Annotated in this window: 20 protein-coding genes; 13 read left to right on the plus strand and 7 right to left on the minus strand. The window is 74.5% G+C overall.

Annotated elements, in window-relative coordinates; translation table 11 throughout:
• Positions 1-23 precede the first annotated feature (23 nt).
• From ACI6QG_RS01175 to ACI6QG_RS01190, 4 genes are all read right to left on the minus strand, one after another.
• Complete coding sequence (locus ACI6QG_RS01175) at positions 24-1,058, minus strand: amino acid ABC transporter substrate-binding protein (RefSeq protein ID WP_407022724.1); 1,035 nt, start codon at positions 1,056-1,058, stop codon at positions 24-26.
• A 103-nt stretch (positions 1,059-1,161) separates the two neighbouring features.
• A complete protein-coding gene (locus tag ACI6QG_RS01180; RefSeq protein WP_407022725.1) occupies positions 1,162-1,878 on the minus strand; it encodes a lytic transglycosylase domain-containing protein in 717 nt (238 codons plus the stop codon).
• A gap of 190 nt (positions 1,879-2,068) precedes the next feature.
• Positions 2,069-2,437, minus strand: a complete 369-nt coding sequence (locus ACI6QG_RS01185; RefSeq protein ID WP_407022726.1) for a cupin domain-containing protein — start codon at positions 2,435-2,437, stop codon at positions 2,069-2,071.
• Entirely contained in the window at positions 2,434-3,057 is a 624-nt protein-coding gene (locus ACI6QG_RS01190) for a glutathione S-transferase family protein (RefSeq protein ID WP_407022727.1), read from the minus strand. The genes ACI6QG_RS01185 and ACI6QG_RS01190 overlap by 4 nt, the downstream gene beginning before the upstream one ends.
• Before the next feature lie 85 nt (positions 3,058-3,142).
• Here ACI6QG_RS01190 and ACI6QG_RS01195 point away from each other — a divergent pair, with 85 nt between their 5' ends.
• From ACI6QG_RS01195 to hpf, 7 genes are all read left to right on the plus strand, one after another.
• Complete coding sequence (locus tag ACI6QG_RS01195; RefSeq protein ID WP_407022728.1) at positions 3,143-3,616, plus strand: disulfide bond formation protein B; 474 nt, start codon at positions 3,143-3,145, stop codon at positions 3,614-3,616.
• The gene (locus tag ACI6QG_RS01200) at positions 3,613-4,143 is read left to right on the plus strand and encodes a demethoxyubiquinone hydroxylase family protein (RefSeq protein ID WP_407022729.1); all 531 of its coding nucleotides are present in this window, start codon (positions 3,613-3,615) and stop codon (positions 4,141-4,143) included. Before ACI6QG_RS01195 ends, ACI6QG_RS01200 begins: the two co-directional genes overlap by 4 nt.
• A 52-nt stretch (positions 4,144-4,195) precedes the next feature.
• Complete coding sequence (gene lptC, locus ACI6QG_RS01205; RefSeq protein ID WP_407022730.1) at positions 4,196-4,873, plus strand: LPS export ABC transporter periplasmic protein LptC; 678 nt, start codon at positions 4,196-4,198, stop codon at positions 4,871-4,873.
• Positions 4,870-5,802, plus strand: a complete 933-nt coding sequence (locus tag ACI6QG_RS01210) for an LptA/OstA family protein (RefSeq protein WP_407022731.1) — start codon at positions 4,870-4,872, stop codon at positions 5,800-5,802. Before lptC ends, ACI6QG_RS01210 begins: the two co-directional genes overlap by 4 nt.
• The gene (gene lptB, locus ACI6QG_RS01215; protein ID WP_407022732.1) at positions 5,799-6,545 is read left to right on the plus strand and encodes an LPS export ABC transporter ATP-binding protein; all 747 of its coding nucleotides are present in this window, start codon (positions 5,799-5,801) and stop codon (positions 6,543-6,545) included. Before ACI6QG_RS01210 ends, lptB begins: the two co-directional genes overlap by 4 nt.
• Before the next feature lie 59 nt (positions 6,546-6,604).
• On the plus strand, positions 6,605-8,050 hold the full coding sequence (rpoN, locus tag ACI6QG_RS01220; RefSeq protein ID WP_407022733.1) for an RNA polymerase factor sigma-54: 1,446 nt from the start codon (positions 6,605-6,607) through the stop codon (positions 8,048-8,050).
• Positions 8,051-8,128: 78 nt separating this feature from the next.
• Positions 8,129-8,719: a ribosome hibernation-promoting factor, HPF/YfiA family gene (hpf, locus tag ACI6QG_RS01225; protein WP_407022734.1), complete on the plus strand. Its 591-nt coding sequence runs from the start codon at positions 8,129-8,131 to the stop codon at positions 8,717-8,719.
• Between the two features lie 21 nt (positions 8,720-8,740).
• Here hpf and ACI6QG_RS01230 read toward each other — a convergent pair whose 3' ends face one another.
• The 3 genes from ACI6QG_RS01230 to ACI6QG_RS01240 all read right to left on the minus strand — a co-directional run bounded on the left by ACI6QG_RS01230 (position 8,741) and on the right by ACI6QG_RS01240 (position 10,778).
• Complete coding sequence (locus ACI6QG_RS01230; protein WP_407022735.1) at positions 8,741-8,956, minus strand: DUF3072 domain-containing protein; 216 nt, start codon at positions 8,954-8,956, stop codon at positions 8,741-8,743.
• Positions 8,957-8,992: 36 nt separating this feature from the next.
• The gene (locus ACI6QG_RS01235; RefSeq protein WP_407022736.1) at positions 8,993-9,940 is read right to left on the minus strand and encodes a tripartite tricarboxylate transporter substrate binding protein; all 948 of its coding nucleotides are present in this window, start codon (positions 9,938-9,940) and stop codon (positions 8,993-8,995) included.
• 169 nt (positions 9,941-10,109) lie between these two features.
• Positions 10,110-10,778: an alpha/beta hydrolase gene (locus ACI6QG_RS01240; RefSeq protein ID WP_407022737.1), complete on the minus strand. Its 669-nt coding sequence runs from the start codon at positions 10,776-10,778 to the stop codon at positions 10,110-10,112.
• Positions 10,779-11,148: 370 nt separating this feature from the next.
• On the opposite strand from ACI6QG_RS01240, the gene ACI6QG_RS01245 reads away from it, so the two are divergent.
• The 6 genes from ACI6QG_RS01245 (at position 11,149) to mnmA (ending at position 16,112) form a co-directional block, all read left to right on the plus strand.
• Entirely contained in the window at positions 11,149-11,631 is a 483-nt protein-coding gene (locus ACI6QG_RS01245; protein ID WP_407022738.1) for an Rrf2 family transcriptional regulator, read from the plus strand.
• Positions 11,628-12,698, plus strand: coding sequence for a cysteine desulfurase family protein (locus ACI6QG_RS01250; protein ID WP_407023040.1), 1,071 nt, complete (start codon positions 11,628-11,630; stop codon positions 12,696-12,698). The genes ACI6QG_RS01245 and ACI6QG_RS01250 overlap by 4 nt, the downstream gene beginning before the upstream one ends.
• A gap of 8 nt (positions 12,699-12,706) precedes the next feature.
• A complete protein-coding gene (locus ACI6QG_RS01255) occupies positions 12,707-13,879 on the plus strand; it encodes a cysteine desulfurase family protein (protein ID WP_407022739.1) in 1,173 nt (390 codons plus the stop codon).
• 8 nt (positions 13,880-13,887) lie between these two features.
• Positions 13,888-14,205 carry a ferredoxin family 2Fe-2S iron-sulfur cluster binding protein gene (locus ACI6QG_RS01260; RefSeq protein WP_407022740.1) on the plus strand — a complete coding sequence of 106 codons (318 nt, stop codon included), beginning with the start codon at positions 13,888-13,890 and terminating at the stop codon, positions 14,203-14,205.
• Complete coding sequence (locus ACI6QG_RS01265; RefSeq protein WP_407022741.1) at positions 14,202-14,894, plus strand: TenA family protein; 693 nt, start codon at positions 14,202-14,204, stop codon at positions 14,892-14,894. The genes ACI6QG_RS01260 and ACI6QG_RS01265 overlap by 4 nt, the downstream gene beginning before the upstream one ends.
• Positions 14,895-15,023: 129 nt before the next feature.
• Complete coding sequence (gene mnmA, locus ACI6QG_RS01270; protein WP_407022742.1) at positions 15,024-16,112, plus strand: tRNA 2-thiouridine(34) synthase MnmA; 1,089 nt, start codon at positions 15,024-15,026, stop codon at positions 16,110-16,112.
• Positions 16,113-16,120: the final 8 nt, after the last annotated feature.

The following is a 16,120-nucleotide window of genomic DNA, read 5'->3' on the forward strand; positions in this document are numbered from 1 at the left end:
GCGCCGGCGGAAGCTGCAGGCCGTCAGCGCGCCGGGGGCGCGTAGAGCAGGCCGCCGCGGGTCCAGATGTTGTTCTGGCCGCGCTCCAGCCCCAGCGGGGTCTGGGTGCCCAGGTGGCGCTCGAAGATCTCGCCGTAGTTGCCGAAGGCGCGGATGATGGTGCGCATGTATTGCGGGTTGGCCGCGCCCAGGCTCTCGCCCATGTTGCCCTCGGCGCCCAGCAGGCGGCGCACCCGCGGGTCGGTGGCCGAGCCGGCGATCTGCTCCACGTTCGCGGCGGTGATGCCGAACTCCTCGGCGTCGATGAGGCCGAAGACGGTCCAGGCGACGATGTTGGTCAGCTCCTCGTCGCCCTGGCGGATCACCGGGCCCAGCGGCTCCTTGGAGATGCGCTCGGGCAGGATGACGTGGTCGGCCGGGCGGGTCAGCAGGGTGCGCTGGGCGGCGAGCGCCGCGAAGTCGTTGGTGAAGACGTCGCAGCGGCCGCTGTCATAGGCGCGGCGCAGCTCGTCCAGGTCGGCGATCACCACCGGGGTGAAGCGCAGGTTGTTCTGGCGGAAGTAGTCGGCCAGGTTCATCTCGGTGGTCGTGCCGGGCTGCACGCAGACGGTGGCGCCGTTCAGCTGGCGGGCGCTGGTCACGTTCAGGCGCCGGGGCACCATCACCGCCTGGCCGTCGTAGAAGACGATGGCGGGGAAGTTGAAGCGGTTGACGTTGGAATCGCGCGTCAGCGTCCAGGTCGAGTTGTTGGACAGGATGTCCACCTCGCCCGCCGCCAGGGCCGGGAAGCGGCTCTGCGTGGTGACGGGGACGAACTCCACCCGGTTGGGGTCGTTGAAGATGGTGATCGCCACGGCGCGGCAGATCTCCACGTTGAAGCCCTGCCAGCGGCCCTGGCTGTCCGGCACGCCGAAGCCGGGGTTGGAGGGGCCCTGCACGCCGCAGCGCAGCACGTTGCGCTGCCTGATCTGGTCGAGGTCGCGGCCGGCCAGCGCCTCGCCGACGCCGAAGGTCATGAAGGCGGCCGCGGCGGCCGCCAGGACGGAAAGTCGCTTCATCGCTCGGTTCCCTGCTCTCCCCCGGGGAAGCCATGCCTTCCCGGCTGGTCAGCCATGTGCCAGCAGGTTGGGAACCTTTCAAGATGATTGCGTCCAGTTTATTTCACCGTCGGAAGGCCGGCAGCAGCGTGCGCGCCGCCAGCGGCACCGGCTGCGCCCGGTAGGCGTCCAGCCCGCGCCCCGCACCCGGCGTCGCCGCCATCGCCACCTGCACGCGGTCGGCGCCGTTGGCCAGCACCCGCGGCGCCGCGGGGGGCGGGGCCTGGGCCAGGGCGCGGTCCTGCGCCGCCTGCGGCGCGGTCTGCGCCCAGGCCGCCTGCACGCGGGCGCGGTAGGCCTCGGCGAAGTGGGGCGTCTGGGAATGGTAGTGCGCGGCGGCCAGCATCCAGTCGGCGCGGGTGGATTGCAGTTCGGACAGGAAGCGCGCCGCGTAGCGGGCATTGGCGTCCGGGTCGAAGGCTTCCTCCAGCGAGGGGAAGGCGCGCGGGTGGTGCAGCAGGTTCACCTGCATGCAGCCGACATCCATCGAGCGCACCCCGCGCGCCTGCATCTCCCGCACCAGGGCGAGCGCAGCCTCGCGGCTCGGCAGGAAATGCCCACGCCCCTCGGCATTGATCGTCCAGGGCCAGGGTCCGAATTGCCCGGTCTGCGGGTCGCGCCGGCCGGATTCCACCCGCCCGATCGCTTGCAGCAGCCCGGCGGGAATGCCCGCCGCGGCCTCGGCGCGAGCGATGGCGGCGCGGCAAAGCTGCGTGGGTTCCGCCCCCGCCGGCAGCACCGGAAGCAGCAGGAACAGCAGCATGGCGAGGAGGCGTCGCATGTCCCGCCCGCTGCAAGGGCCGTGCCAGCGAGGCCCATGCGCGCCGCTCATGCTGCAATGCAAAAAATCGCTTGCACGCGAACGATTGGGGCGCTATATCCCGGTGCAGCAGCGAAGCACGCTTCGTTGCTTTCTTGGACGTTTCCTCCCTAAACTTGGCGGCCCAGCGATGGGTCGCCATTTTTTTTGCTCAGTCGGCCAGGTGGGTGGCGAACTGGGCCGGGGCGGTGATTTCCACCAGTTCCAGGTCGTCGCTGTGCGCCACCTCGCGGTGCCTCACCCGCGGCGGCTGCAGGACGCTGCTGCCGGCCTCCAGCGTCACCTCGCCGATGTCCTCGTATTCGAAGCGCACCCAGCCGCGCACCACCCACACCAGCTGGAACTCCAGCTCGTGCCAGTGCCACCTGGGCTCGGGATGCGCGCCGGGGACGGCGCGGATGACGTGGGCGCCGAAGCGCCCGCCGGTCGCCTCGGCCACCCCCAGCCCGGCATAGGCGAAGAAGGCGCGCAGCCCGCCGTCGAAGGCGCGGCCGGCGGCGTGGGTCACCGTGGTCCTCATGCCAGCGGCACCGCGACGTGGCGGGCGAAGCCCGGCCGGCCCAGCAGCCGCCCGTGCCAGGCGTCCAGCGCCGGGCGCCGCTGCTTCTCCAGCGGGAAGTTCAGCCAGCGGTGCAGGTAGGGCGCCAGCGCGATGTCGGCCAGGCCCAGCCCGTCGCCCGAGAGCCACGCCCTGCCCGTCAGCGCGGCCTCGACGATGGCCCACAGCTCCTCCGCCTCGGCGGTGGCGCGGGCCAGGCGGCGCAGGTCGCGCTCCCCCTCCGGCGTGCGGAACAGGGTGAACAGGATGGTGGTCATCGGCGGGTTCAGGTGCGCCAGCTGCCAGTCCATCCAGCGCTCCACTGCGGCGCGGGCCCGCGGTTCCGCCGGGTGCAGCGCCGCCCCGCCGTGCCGGGCGCACAGGTAGCGCAGGATGGTGTTGCTTTCCCACAGCGTGAAGCCGTCGGGCTCGGCGATGGTGGGCACCCGCGCCATCGGGTTCATCGCGAGGTAGGCGGCGTCCCGCGTCACGCCGAAGGCGCCGCCGGCGTCCTTGCGCAGGAAGGGCAGGCCCAGCTCCTCGCACAGGAACAGCACCTTCATGACGTTGGAGGAGCTGGCGCGCCCCCAGATGGTCAGCATGTCGCGTCTCTCCCCCCGGCTTGGGCGGCAGGGTGGCGCGGGGGGCGCGCTTGCGGAAGGGGGCGGGCGGCGCGACAAGGCGGGGATGGCCGGCGCCCTCCTCATCGCCCTGCTGGCCGGCTTCGCGCCGGCCTTCGCGCGCCTCAGCGAATCCGTCTGGGGCCTGGCGCCGTGCGAGCTGTGCCTGTGGCAGCGCGCGCCCTACTGGGCGGCCTGCGCCCTGGCCCTGGCGGCGGCGGCCTGGCCGGCGCGGCGGCGGGCGCTGCTGTGGGCGGCGGGCGCGGGCTGCGCGCTGTCCGCCGCCATCGCCGCCTTCCACCTGGGCGTGGAGTGGCGCTGGTGGCCCTCGCCGCTGGCCGGCTGCCAGGCGCCCACGCTGAACGCCGCGCAGTCGCTGGAGGAGATGATGGCCGCCCTGCGCCCCCTGCCGACCAGGCCCTGCGACGAGCCCGCCTTCCTCCTCCCCGGGCTGCCCCTGTCCATGGCGGGGATGAACCTCATCTATGGGTTGGGCCTCGCCGCGCTGGCCGCGCGGCGGGCCGCCAAGGAGCCGCGATGACCGAGACCACCCCCACCCCGCGCCGCTACCTCGAGCGGGTGATCCGCGTGGACCACGCGGGCGAGTACGGCGCCAAGCGCATCTACCAGGGCCAGCTCGCGGTGCTGAAGGGCACCCGGCACGAGGCGACGATCCGCCACATGCAGGAGCAGGAGCAGGAGCACCTGGACACCTTCTCCCGCCACATCGCCAGGCGCCGGGTGCGGCCCACCGCCCTGCTGCCGGTGTGGCACGTCGCCGGCTTCGTCCTGGGCGCCGCCACCGCGGCGATGGGCGCGCGCGCCGCCATGGCCTGCACCGTCGCGGTGGAGGAGGCGATCGACGAGCACTACCAGGCCCAGGAAGCCGCGCTGGGCGAGGACGAGGCCGCCCTGAAGGCCGAGATCCGCCGCTTCCGCGCCGAGGAGCTGGAGCACCGCGACATCGGCCTGGCCAACGAGGCGGAGCTGACGCCGGGCTACCGCCTGCTCTCGGCGGCGATCAAGCTGGGCTGCAAGGTGGCCATCAAGGTCAGCGAGCGGGTGTAGCTGGCACGGAAGTTGCGTTGACCAGATGACCCCGTCGCAGCATACAGCCCCGGTGACCCAGAACCCGGCTCCGGCCGCCGTCGCCGCCATCCCCGCGCGGCGCCGGGTGCCCAACCCGTCCCGCGCGCGCCTGGCCCCCTCGGCGGGGCAGGTGCAGCGCCGCGCCCGGGCGGTGTGGCTGGTCAAGCTGGCGCTGCCGGCCATCGCCGTCTCGCTGCTCGCGGTGCTGTTCCTGTGGCCGGAGATCGAGGGGCGGGAAGGGCGGCTGTCCTTCCGCCGCGGCCCGGCGGTGACGGGGGAATCGCTGCAGGTGGTCAGCCCGCGCTTCCAGGGCGTGGACGAGCTGAACCGCCCTTTCACCGTCACCGCCCGCCTCGGACGGCAGGTGGGGCAGGAGGAGGTGATGCTGCTGGAGGCGCCGCGCGCCGACATCCTGCTGAACGACGGCGCCTGGGTCTTCGTGGAATCGCGCGACGGGCGCTACGACAAGCCCGCGCATGTGCTGGAGCTGAACGGCGATGTCCGCATCTTCCACGATGGCGGCACCCTCTTCGTGACGGAGGCCGCGACCGTGCTGCTGAACGAGGGCAGTGCCCATGGCGAGCGCCCCACCCAGGCCCAGGGCTCCTTCGGCACCATCGACAGCGAGGGCTTCCGCATGACGGAGCGCGGCGCGGTGATGGTGTTCACCGGCCGCGCCCGCGCCGTGCTGGAAGGGCGCCAGCAATGAGGCGCCTGGCCTTCGCCCTGCTGCTGGCGCCCGGCCTGGCCGCGGCGCAGGGGCTCGACCTCTCGCAGGGCGGGCCGGTGGACATCACGGCCGAGAACGGCATCGAGTGGCGGCAGGCCGAGCAGGTGGTGGTGGCGCGCGGCAACGCCCGCGCCGTGCGCGACGGCACGACGGTGGAGGCCCAGCGCCTGCTGGCGCGCTACCGCCCCGCCGGCGGCGCCGCCGCGCGCGCGCCCGCCCCGCCTCCCGCCCAGGCCGGCGAGACGCCGCTGAGCGGCGGCAACGAGATCTGGCGCATGGAGGCGGAGGGCGGCGTGCGCATCTTCACCGCCACCGACACCGCCACCGGCGACCGCGGCGTCTACGACATGGACCAGGCGGTGCTGGTGATGACCGGTCGCAACCTGTCCTACGTCACGCCGCAGCAGACCATCACCTCGCGCGACAGCCTGGAGTACTGGAGCGCGCGGCGCATGGCGGTGGCGCGCGGCGACGCCGTGGTGGTGACCACCGACGGGCGGCGCATCACCGCCGACACGCTGGTGGCCTACATGCTGGACGACCCGCAGCCGGGCGCCGCCACCCAGGCCTCCGCCCGCCCCGGCGTGGCGCAGCCCCGCCCGGGCACGGAAGGCACGGCGGCCCCGCCGCCCGGCCAGGGCCGCATCGACCGCATCGAGCTGTTCGGCAACGTGGAGATTCGCACCGCCACCGAGGTGGTGCGCGGCGAGCGCGGCGTCTATTCCGCCGGCACCGGGCTGGCGCGCCTGCTGGGCAATGTCCGCATCACCCGCGGCAACAACCAGGTGAACGGGCGCGAGGCGCTGGTGAACATGAACACCGGCGTGTCGCGCATCGTCTCCGCGCCCGGCGCGCGCGTGCAGGGGCTGATCGTGCCCGAGCGCGGGCAGGGGGCGGCGCCGCGATGACGCTGAAGGCCATCCAGGGCGGCGGCGGCCTGGTCGCGGAGGAGCTGGGCAAGCGCTACAAGAAGCGCCCGGTGGTGCGCGGCGTCTCCGTCTCGGTCCGGCGGGGCGAGGCGGTGGGGCTGCTGGGCCCCAACGGCGCCGGCAAGACCACCACCTTCTACATGATCACCGGGCTGGTGAAGCCCGATTCCGGCCGCGTCACGCTGGACGGCGTGGACGTGACGCGGCTGCCGATGTACCGCCGGGCCCGCCTGGGCATCGGCTACCTGCCGCAGGAGGCCAGCATCTTCCGGGGCCTTTCCGTGGAGGACAACATCCGCGCCGCGCTGGAGGTGGTGGAGCCCCAGCACGAGCTGCGCGAGCAGATGCTGGACGGGCTGCTGGGGGAGTTCGGCATCTCCCACCTGCGCAAGGCGCCGGCCCTGGCGCTGTCGGGCGGCGAGCGCCGGCGCTGCGAGATCGCCCGCGCGCTGGCCACCCACCCCGCCTACATCCTGCTGGACGAGCCGCTGGCCGGCATCGACCCCATCGCGGTGGGCGAGATCCGCGACCTGGTGAAGCACCTGAAGGACCGCGGCATCGGCGTGCTGATCACCGACCACAACGTGCGCGAGACGCTGGAGATCATCGACCGCGCCTACATCCTGCATGACGGGCAGGTGCTGATGGAGGGCCGCCCGCAGGAGATCGTGGCGCATGAGGGGGTCCGCCGGGTCTACCTCGGCGAGAAGTTCAGCCTCTAGGGCCGCCGTGCAGGGACCCGCCACGCCACCCCCTTCCGGCCCGCGGCGCGGCTGACGCCATGGCGCTGACCCCCCGCCTCGACATCCGGCAGACGCAATCGCTGGTGATGACCCCGCAGCTGCGGCAGGCCATCAAGCTGCTGCAATCTTCCAACCAGGAGGTCGCCGCCTTCGTCGAGGAGGAGCTGGCGCGCAACCCGCTGCTGGAGATGGCCGAGGGCACCGCCCCCGCCGCGCCGGAGGCGCCGCCGCCCGACGCCGCCGCCGCCGCGGCGGCCGAGGCGCACCTGCCCCCCGCGCTGGACGCCGGCCCCCCCGACGCGCGCGAGGACGGCGAGGCGTGGCAGCCCGCCATGGGCCCCGGCGGCCGCGCGGACTTCGCCGAGGGCGCCGACGCGCTGGACCTGGCGGAAGCCCCGGGCCCCACCCTGCGCGAGCGGCTGGCGGCGCAGATCCGCCTGGGCTGCGCCCCGGGCCGCGAGCAGGTGATCGCCGCGGCGATGCTGGCGGCGCTGGACGGCGCCGGCCGCGTCGCGCCCGCCGATGCCGAGTTCGCCCGCGCCCTGGGCTGCGCCGAGGCGGAGGTCGCCGCGGTGCGCGCCCGGCTGATGCAGATGGAGCCCCCCGGCCTGTTCGCGCGCGACCTGCGGCAATGCCTGGAGGCGCAGCTGCTGGAGCGGGGCCGCATGGACCCTTTCATGGCGCGGCTGCTGGACAACCTGCCGCTGCTGGCGCGGCGCGACATGGCCGCCCTGCGCGCCGCCTGCGGCGTGGACGCCGAGGACCTGGCGGAGATGGTGGCCGAGCTGCGCCGCCTGGACCCCAAGCCCGGCGCCGGGGCCGACGACACGCCGCTGCGCCCGCTGATCCCCGACCTGCTGCTGCGCCCGGACCACGAGGGCGGCTGGACGCTGGAGCTGAACCCCGAGACGCTGCCCCGCGTGCTGGTGAACCGCGGCTTCGCCGCCCGCGCCCAGGTGGCCTGCCGCGCCAAGGAGGACCGCGCCTTCGTGGCCGAGCAGCTCCAGGCCGCGTCCTGGCTGGTGAAGAGCCTGGAGCAGCGCGCCGGCACCATCATGAAGGTGGGCGCGGAGATCGTGCGCCGGCAGGATGGCTTCCTGCGCCACGGCATTGCCTTCCTGCGCCCGCTGACGCTGCGCGACGTGGCCGAGGCGGTGGAGCTGCACGAGAGCACGGTCAGCCGCGTCACCGCCAACAAGTCCATCGCCACGCCGCGCGGCCTGCTGGAGCTGAAGTTCTTCTTCACCACCGCCCTGCCCGGCGCCGGCGGCGCCGAGGCGGTGAGCGCCGAGGCGGTGCGCCACCGCATCCGGGCGATGGTGGATGCCGAGGCGCCGGATGCGGTGCTGAGCGACGACGCCATCGTGGACCGGCTGCGGCACGAAGGCGTGGACATCGCGCGGCGAACGGTGGCCAAATACCGGGACGCGCTGCGCATCCCCTCCTCGGTGGAACGGCGGCGCGCCAAGGCCGCGGCTTCCTGAAGCCCAGCGCGGGCAGGGCCGTTGGCGATCGGGGGAGGCCCCTGCCGGGCCGCACCCCAGATGGAGGAAGATCGCACGATGCACATCACCGTCGCCGGCAAGCAGGTCTCCACCAGCGATGCGCTGCGGGCCCATGTCGAGGAAGGGCTGGGCACCATCACCAACAAGTACTTCGACCACGCGCTGGAGGCGCGCGTGACCTTCTCCAAGGCGGCCAAGGGCGCGGGCACCTTCGCCTGCGACATCAACATCCATGCCGGCCGCGGCCTGGTGATGCGCGGGGAAGGGCAGGGGGCGGACGCCCACCGCGCCTTCGACGTGGCGGCCGAGCACGTGGCCAAGCGCCTGCGCCGCTACCGCCGCCGGGTGAACGAGCACGCCCGCGGCCAGGCGTCGGAGCGCGAGGCCGCCGGGGTGGCGCGCGAATACGTGGTCCATGCCGAGGAGGACCTGGCCGACGAGGCGACGCCCATCGAATCCGCCGACCACCCGGCGGTGGTGGCGGAGGACACCCGCGACGTGCACATGCTGACGGTGGGCGAGGCCACCATGCGCCTGGACCTGGAAGGGCTGGCGGTGCTGGTGTTCCGCAACCGCGCCTCGGAGGCGATCAACGTGGTGTATCGCCGCCAGGACGGCCACATCGGCTGGATCGACCCCTCGGCGTGAGGGGCGCGGCAGGGGCGGCGCTCAGCCGCCCTTGCCGGTCTTCCCGCGCAGCTCGTCGATGCGCATGGAGGCCTCGGCCTTGGTCAGCCCCTTATCGAAGGCCTCGCCGGACTCCTCGCACAGCGTCTTGAGGTAGGAGGCCTGGGCGCCGGTCATCGGCTCGTCGCCGGTGGTCCAGTCCTTGGGGTCCTTCTCGGCGTTGCCTTCGGGGTGGGTCTTGGGATTGTCGTCGCTCATGCGGCGAACAATGCATGAACGCGGGCGCTGGTTGCGTCACTCCCGCCAGGGATGCTGGTCCCACAGCGCCTGGTAGCCAGCGCGCAGGGCGGCCAGCTCGGCCAGGTAGGCGGCGGGGTCCAGGAAGCGCAGCGGCAGGTTCTGCTGCACGGCGGCGGCCTGGAAGTCCGGGTCCTCGACGGTGCGGCGGACGGACAGCGCCAGCCGGGCCACCGCCTCCGGCGGCAGGCCGGCCGGGGCGGCCATGCCGCGCATGGAACCCTCCACCACGTCGAAGCCCAGCTCGCGCAGGGTGGGCACCTCGGCCAGCACCGGCCAGCGCGCGGCGCCCATCTGCGCCAGCGGCCGCAGCACGCCCTGGCGCATCTCGTGCACGCCCTCGGCCACGTTCATCACCGCCACGGGAATCGCGCGCGACAGCAGGTTCTGCTTCACCTGCGCCGAGCCGCCGAAGGGCACGTGCAGGAAGGAGGCGCCGGACTTCCGCTCCAGCGCCAGCATGGCCAGGTGGTCGTCCGAGCCGACGCCGGTGGTGCCGTAGCCGATGGTGCCGGGCCGGGCGCGGGCGGCGGCCAGCAGGGCGGCGAAGTCGCGGATGTCGGAATCGGCGCGCACCCACAGCCCGCCCGGGTCGTCCACGATGTTGCCCAGCAGCTGGAAGTCCTCCAGCCGGAAGCGGGTGCGGCGCTCGATGGGCAGCGTCACGATGTGCGGCGTGTTGATGAAGCCGACCGTGTGCCCGTCCGGCCGGGCGCGGGCGAGTTCGGCGAAGCCGATCTCCCCGCCGGCGCCGGGGCGGTTCAGCACCACGACGGACTGCCCCAGGTCCTTCTCCATGAAGCGGGCGATGGTGCGCGCCGCCAGGTCGGTGCCGCCGCCGGCGGCGAAGGCCACCACCATGGTCAGCGGGCGCTCGGGCCGCCACTCGGGCTGGGCCAGGGCCGGGGCGGCGAGGGGCAGGGCGAGCACGGCACGGCGCAGCATGGGCATCTCCTCCGGCGCGGCTTGGGCGGCGCGCGCGTCGCGGACGTGGCGTCCGGCCGCGGAGGATAGGCGCAAGGCGCCCCGCCGGCCTAGCGGCGGAGGGGAAACGAGAAGGGGCCGGCCCCCCTGCGGGAGCCGGCCCCTGCCACGCGGGCGAAGAGGCGCCGCGTCAGTCCGCCGCCAGCGCCATGCGGGAGCGGTTGAGGACGCCCATCACGTGGTCCTCCGTCATGTCGGCCAGCGCCGCCGCCTGCTCGGCGTTGAAGACGTGGCCGGCCTCGGGGATGGTGCGGTAGTCGATGCTGACGCCCTTCTGGGTGTTCAGCTTGTCCACCAGCTTGCCGACGGAGGAGACGGGCACCAGCTCGTCCGCCTCGCCGTGCACGATCATGCCGGAGCACGGGCAGGGCGCCAGGAAGCCGAAGTCGTAATGGCTGGCCGGGGCGGCGATGGAGACGAAGCCGCCCATCTCCGGCCGGCGCATCAGCAGCTGCATGCCCACATAGGCGCCGAAGGAATAGCCCGCGACCCACAGCATGGCGGCGTTGGGGTTCACCATCTGCAGGAAGTCCAGCGCCGCCGCGGCGTCGCCGATCTCGCCGATGCCGCCGTCGTAGCGGCCCTGGGACTTGCCGACCCCGCGGAAGTTGAAGCGAAGCACGGAAAAGCCCATCGCCTCGAACCGGCCGTACAGGCCGTGGACGACGCGGTTGTTCATGGTGCCGCCGTGCAGCGGGTGCGGGTGCAGCACCAGCGCCACCGGCGCGTTCGGGCGCTTGGCGTGGTGGTAGCGGCCTTCCAGGCGGCCATCGGGGCCGGCGAACATGACTTCAGGCATGGTGTCCTTTCGCGTCCGTCTTCGTTCTGGGGCGCGTGGGGCAGGCCCGGGCAGCCGGGGGGCTGCCAGGACCGGCCCCGCGCGCCTGTGGCGCGGCAAGCCGCAAAAGCAACCGGCGGGCGCCGGCTTCGTTCCCACCCTGGAAGCCCGCGCGGTTGCGCCGGGCCAATGCCTTGCCTAGCCTCCTCCCGGAAGGGAAAAGGGGCGTGTGGCCGGCCGTGCGGGGCGCCCCGCCGGTGGTCTTGCGGGGTGCCTGTATCATAGGCATCCGTTTCGCCGTTTTCTAATATAATCGTCATGGCCTCCGCATGGCTGGGTTCGGCAGGATGCATGACGGGAAGCCCGGCCGGGCGGGTAAGGGGTTCTGGTCATGCGCTTGTCCACACGCGGCCGCTACGCGGTCATGGCCATGGTGGAGCTCGCGGCGCGTCAGTCCCGCGGGCCCCAGCCCCTGCCCGGCAAGACCGCGCCGCCGGTCTCGCTGGCGGAGATCGCGGCCTCGCAGATGCTGTCCCTCGCCTACCTGGAGCAGCTGTTCGGCCCGCTGCGCCGCGCCGGCCTGGTCGCCTCGGCGCGCGGGCCGGGCGGCGGCTACCGGCTGGCGCGGCCGGCGGCGCAGATCGCCGTGGCCGACATCGTGGACGCGGTGGACGAGCCGCTGAAGGCCACCCGCTGCGAGGAAGGCTCGCCCGGCTGCCTGGATGGCCGGCGCTGCCTGACGCACGACCTCTGGACCGAGCTGGGCGAGCAGATCCGCATCTTCCTGGAGGGCGTGACCCTGGCCGACGTGGCGGAGGGCCGCGTGGCCGGCCGCGCCCTGCGCCCGCAGCGCCACGAGGCGCTCGCGCCCTGACGCTGGACTGCGACGCCAACGCGACGGAGCCGCTGCGCCCTGAGGCGCGGGCGGCCATCCTCGGGGCGCTGGACCTCGGCGGCAACGCCTCCGCCGTGCATGGCGGCGGGCGCGCGGCGCGCGGCGTCATCGAGGGCGCGCGCCGCGTGCTGGCCGGGCGCTGGGGCGGCGAGGTGGTGTTCACCTCCGGCGGCACCGAGGCCAACGCCCTGGCCCTGCACGCGCTCGGCCGGGGCCGGCGCGTGCTGCTGGGCGCCACGGAGCACGCGGCGGTGCGCGCCGCCGCGCCCGGCGCCGCGGAACTGCCGGTGGAGCGCGACGGCACCCTGGCGCTGGCGGCGCTGGAGGCCGCGCTGCGCGACGGCCCGCCGGCGCTGGTCTGCGCCATGGCCGCCAACAACGAGACGGGGGTGCTGCACCCGCTGGAGGCCATCGCCGCCCTGTGCCGCGCCCACGGCGCGCTGCTGCACGTGGATGCGGTGCAGGCGGCGCGGCTGGATGCGCCGGTTCCCGGGGATTCGCTGGCGCTGTCGGCGCACAAGCTGGGCGGGGCGGCCGGCGCGGGCGCGCTGCTGGTGCGCGGCGGCCTGCCGGTGCCGCCGCTGCTGGCCGGCGGCGGGCAGGAGCGCGGCGCGCGCGGCGGGACGGAGGCGCTGGCCCCCATCGCCGGCCTGGGCGCCGCCGCCGCCGCGCCCTACGCCGCCGCCCGCCTCGCCGCGCTGCGCGACGCCATCGAGGCCGGGGCGGAGGGCGCCGTCGTCGCCGGGCGGGGCGCGCCGCGCCTGCCCAACACGGCGCTGCTGGTGCTGCCCGGCCTGCCGGCCGAGACGCAGGTGATCGCGCTGGACCTCGCCGGGGTGCGGGTGTCGGCGGGGGCGGCGTGCTCCTCGGGCAAGGTCGCGCGCTCGCACGTGCTGGCGGCGATGGGGTTCGGGGAGGATGCGGGGTGCGGCATCCGCGTCTCCCTGCCCTGGAACGCGCCGGAGGACGCGGCGGAGCGCTTCCTCCATGCATGGCGGGCCATGCGCGACCGCCTCTCGTCACGCCGCGCCCGGCTTGCCATGTAGGGCGGGCCATGCGCCCCAACCGCCCCATCTACCTGGATCACCACGCCACCACCCCGCTGGACCCGCGGGTGCGCCAGGCCATGCGCCCGTTCTGGGAGGACGACTTCGCCAATCCCCACAGCACGGAGCACGCCATGGGCCGCGCGGTGGAGGAGGCGGTGGAGTCCGCCCGCGCCGAGGTCGCGGCGCTGCTGGGCGGCGAGGCACGCGAGGTGGTGTTCACCTCCGGCGCCACCGAGGCCAACAACCTGGCCATCAAGGGGCTGGCGCGCTTCCACCGCGACGGGCCGCGCCGCCGCGTCGTCACCGCCGCCACCGAGCACAAATGCGTGCTGGAATCCGTGCGCGACCTCGCCGCCGAGGGGTTCGAGCCGGTGGTGCTGCCGGTGCAGGCCGATGGCCGCCTGGACCCGGAGGCGCTGCGCGCGGCGCTGGAGGTGCCCACCCTGCTGGTCAGCCTGATGGCGGTGAACAACGAGACCGGCGTGGTGCAGGACCTGCCGGCGCTGGGCGCCATCGCCAAGGCGGCCGGGGCCTTCCTGCACGTGGACGCCGCCCAGGCCGCCGGCCGGGTGCCGCTGGACGTGGAGGAGATGCGCGCCGACCTCGTCTCGCTGTCCGGGCACAAGATGTACGGGCCGCGCGGCATCGGCGCGCTGTGGGTGCGCCGGCGGCCGCGGGTGCGCCTGCAGCCGCTGTTCAGCGGCGGCGGGCAGGAGCGGGGGCTGCGCTCCGGCACGGTCCCGGCGCCGCTGGCGGTGGGCTTCGGCGCGGCGGCGCGCATCGCGGCGGCCGAGGGCGCGCTGGATGCCGGGCGCATCGCCGCCCAGCGCGACATCCTGCTGGCCGGGCTGCGGGCGGGCATCCCCGGCCTGCGCGTCAACGGCTCGCTGGAGCACCGGGTGGCGGGCAACCTGAACCTGACCTTCCCCGGCGTCTCGGCGGCCGCGCTGATGGCGGCGGTGCCGGAGCTGTGCCTGTCCACAGGCTCGGCCTGCTCCTCGGCGGAGGTGGCGCCCTCCTACGTGCTGACGGCGATGGGGCTGGACGCCGCGGAATCCGCCGCCACCTTGCGCGTGGGGCTGGGGCGCTTTACCTCGCCCGCCGAAGCCCATGCCGCCGCGCGACTGCTCTGCGACGCCTGGGCCCGCCTGACCCACCACCAGCACGCCGCGGAGTAGCCAAGCCCATGCCGAAGATGACCTTCATCGAGCGCGACGGCACGCGCCGCGAAGTGGACGCCGCGCTGGGCCTGTCGGTGCTGGAGGTGGCGCATCGCCACGGCGTGGACATCGAGGGCGCCTGCGAGGGCAGCCTCGCCTGCTCGACCTGCCACGTGGTGGTGGACCCCTCCTGGTTCCCCCGGCTGGTGGAGCCGACGGAGGACGAGGAGGACATGCTCGACCTCGCCTTCGACCTGCAGGAGACGTCGCGGCTGGGCTGCCAGATCATCATCACCGAGGCGCTGGACGGGCTGGTGGTGAAGCTGCCCGCCTCCTCCAAGTGAGGCTGGACCCGCTGGCGTTCGGCGCGCCCGGCGGGCTGTTCCGCCGCCTGCGCGACGCCGCCGGTGGGGACTGGACCGGCTACACCTGGCACCCCTTCGTGCAGGGGCTGGCGCGCGGCACCCTGCCGCTGGCGGCGTTCCGGCACTACCTGATCCAGGACTACCTGTTCCTTATCCACTTCGCCCGCGCCAAGGCGCTGGCGGTGGTGAAGGGCGAGAGCCTGGAGGCGATGCGCGGCAAGGCCGCCGCCGTGCTCGCCATCCTCGACGAGACCAAGCTGCACCTGCGCTACTGCGCCGAATGGGGGCTTTCGGAAGCCGAGGTGACCGCGGTGCCCGAGACGGCCGAGACCGTCTCCTACACCCGCTGGGTGATGGACCGCGGCCTGGCCGGCGACATCCTGGACCTGGAGGTGGCGCTGGCCCCCTGCACGGTGGGCTATGGCGAGGTGGCGCGCCGCATCCTGGCCGACCCGGCGACGGTGCTGGAGGGCAACCCCTACCGCTCCTGGATCGAGACCTATGGCGCCGCCGACTACCAGCAGCTGGCCTCGGCCGCCGCCCTTCGCATCGACGCGCTGGGCGTGAGCCACGGCGGCGAGGCGCGCTTCGCCCGCCTGGCGCGCGACTTCGCGGAAGCGGCGCGGCTGGAGCAACGCTTCTGGCAGCAGGGGCTGAACGCGGGGTGAGGGTGCTGGCCGCCCCCCGCAGCAGGGCGAGGGTGATGCGGGTGCTGGTTGTCCCCCGCAGCGCCGCAGCGGAGCGAGGGTGATGCGGGTGCTGGTTGCCCCCCGCAGCGCCGCAGCGGAGCGAAGGTGATGCGGGTGCTGGTTGCCATGAGCGGCGGCGTGGATTCCTCCGCCGTCGCCGCCCTGCTGGTGGAGCAGGGGCACGAGGTGGTGGGCGCCACGCTGCAGCTCTACGACCACGGGGCGGCGGTGCGGAAGCCGGGCGCCTGCTGCGCCGGGCAGGACATCCGCGACGCGCGCGACGTCGCGCAGCGCCTGGGCATCCCCCACTACGTGCTGGACCGCGAGCAGCGCTTCCGCGACGCCGTGATCGGCGACTTCGCCGACAGCTACGCCCGCGGCGAGACCCCCATCCCCTGCATCCGCTGCAACCAGACGGTGAAGTTCACCGACCTGCTGGAACTGGCCGACGACCTGGGCTGTGACCGGCTGGCCACCGGCCACTACGCCCGCCGCCTGGACGGGCCCGGCGGCGAGGCCGAGCTGCACCGCGCCGCCGACCCGCAGCGCGACCAGAGCTACTTCCTGGCCCACACCACCCGCGCCCAGCTGGCGCGCGTGCTGTTCCCGCTGGGCGGCATGCCGACCAAGGCGGAGGTGCGCGGCCATGCCCAGCGCCTGGGCGTGCCGGTGGCTGGGAAGCGCGACAGCCAGGACATCTGCTTCGTGCCCGAGGGCCGCTACGACGCGCTGGTGGGCAAGCTGCGCCCCGAGGCGCTGGAGCCCGGCGACATCGTGGACGCCGCGGGCCGCGTGCTGGGGCGGCACCAGGGCATCGCGCGCTACACGGTGGGGCAGGGCCGGGGCCTGGGCATCGCCGCGGCCGAGCGCCTGTTCGTGACGGCGCTGGAGCCCGGGCGCCGCCGCGTGGTGGTGGGCCCGCGCGACGCCGTGCCGGTGCCCGAGGTGCTGGCGGGCGAGGTGAACTGGCTGGCGCCGCCGCCGGAGAGCCCGTTCCGCTGCACGGCGAAGCTGCGCGCGCGTGAGGAGCCGCAGCCCGCCACCGCCCTGTGGGACGGCGCGACGCTGCGCCTGCGGCCCGACGCCCCGGCCATCGCCGCGCCCGGCCAGGCGGCGGTGCTGTATGACGGCGCGCGGGTGCTGGCGGCGGGCTTCATCCGTGCCGCCCGCGTTGACGCGGCGGGAGCGGCGGCGTAAACCGCGCG

This window comes from Sabulicella flocculans (assembly GCF_045449635.1).
In the GTDB taxonomy this organism is placed as follows: Bacteria; Pseudomonadota; Alphaproteobacteria; order Acetobacterales; family Acetobacteraceae; genus Roseococcus.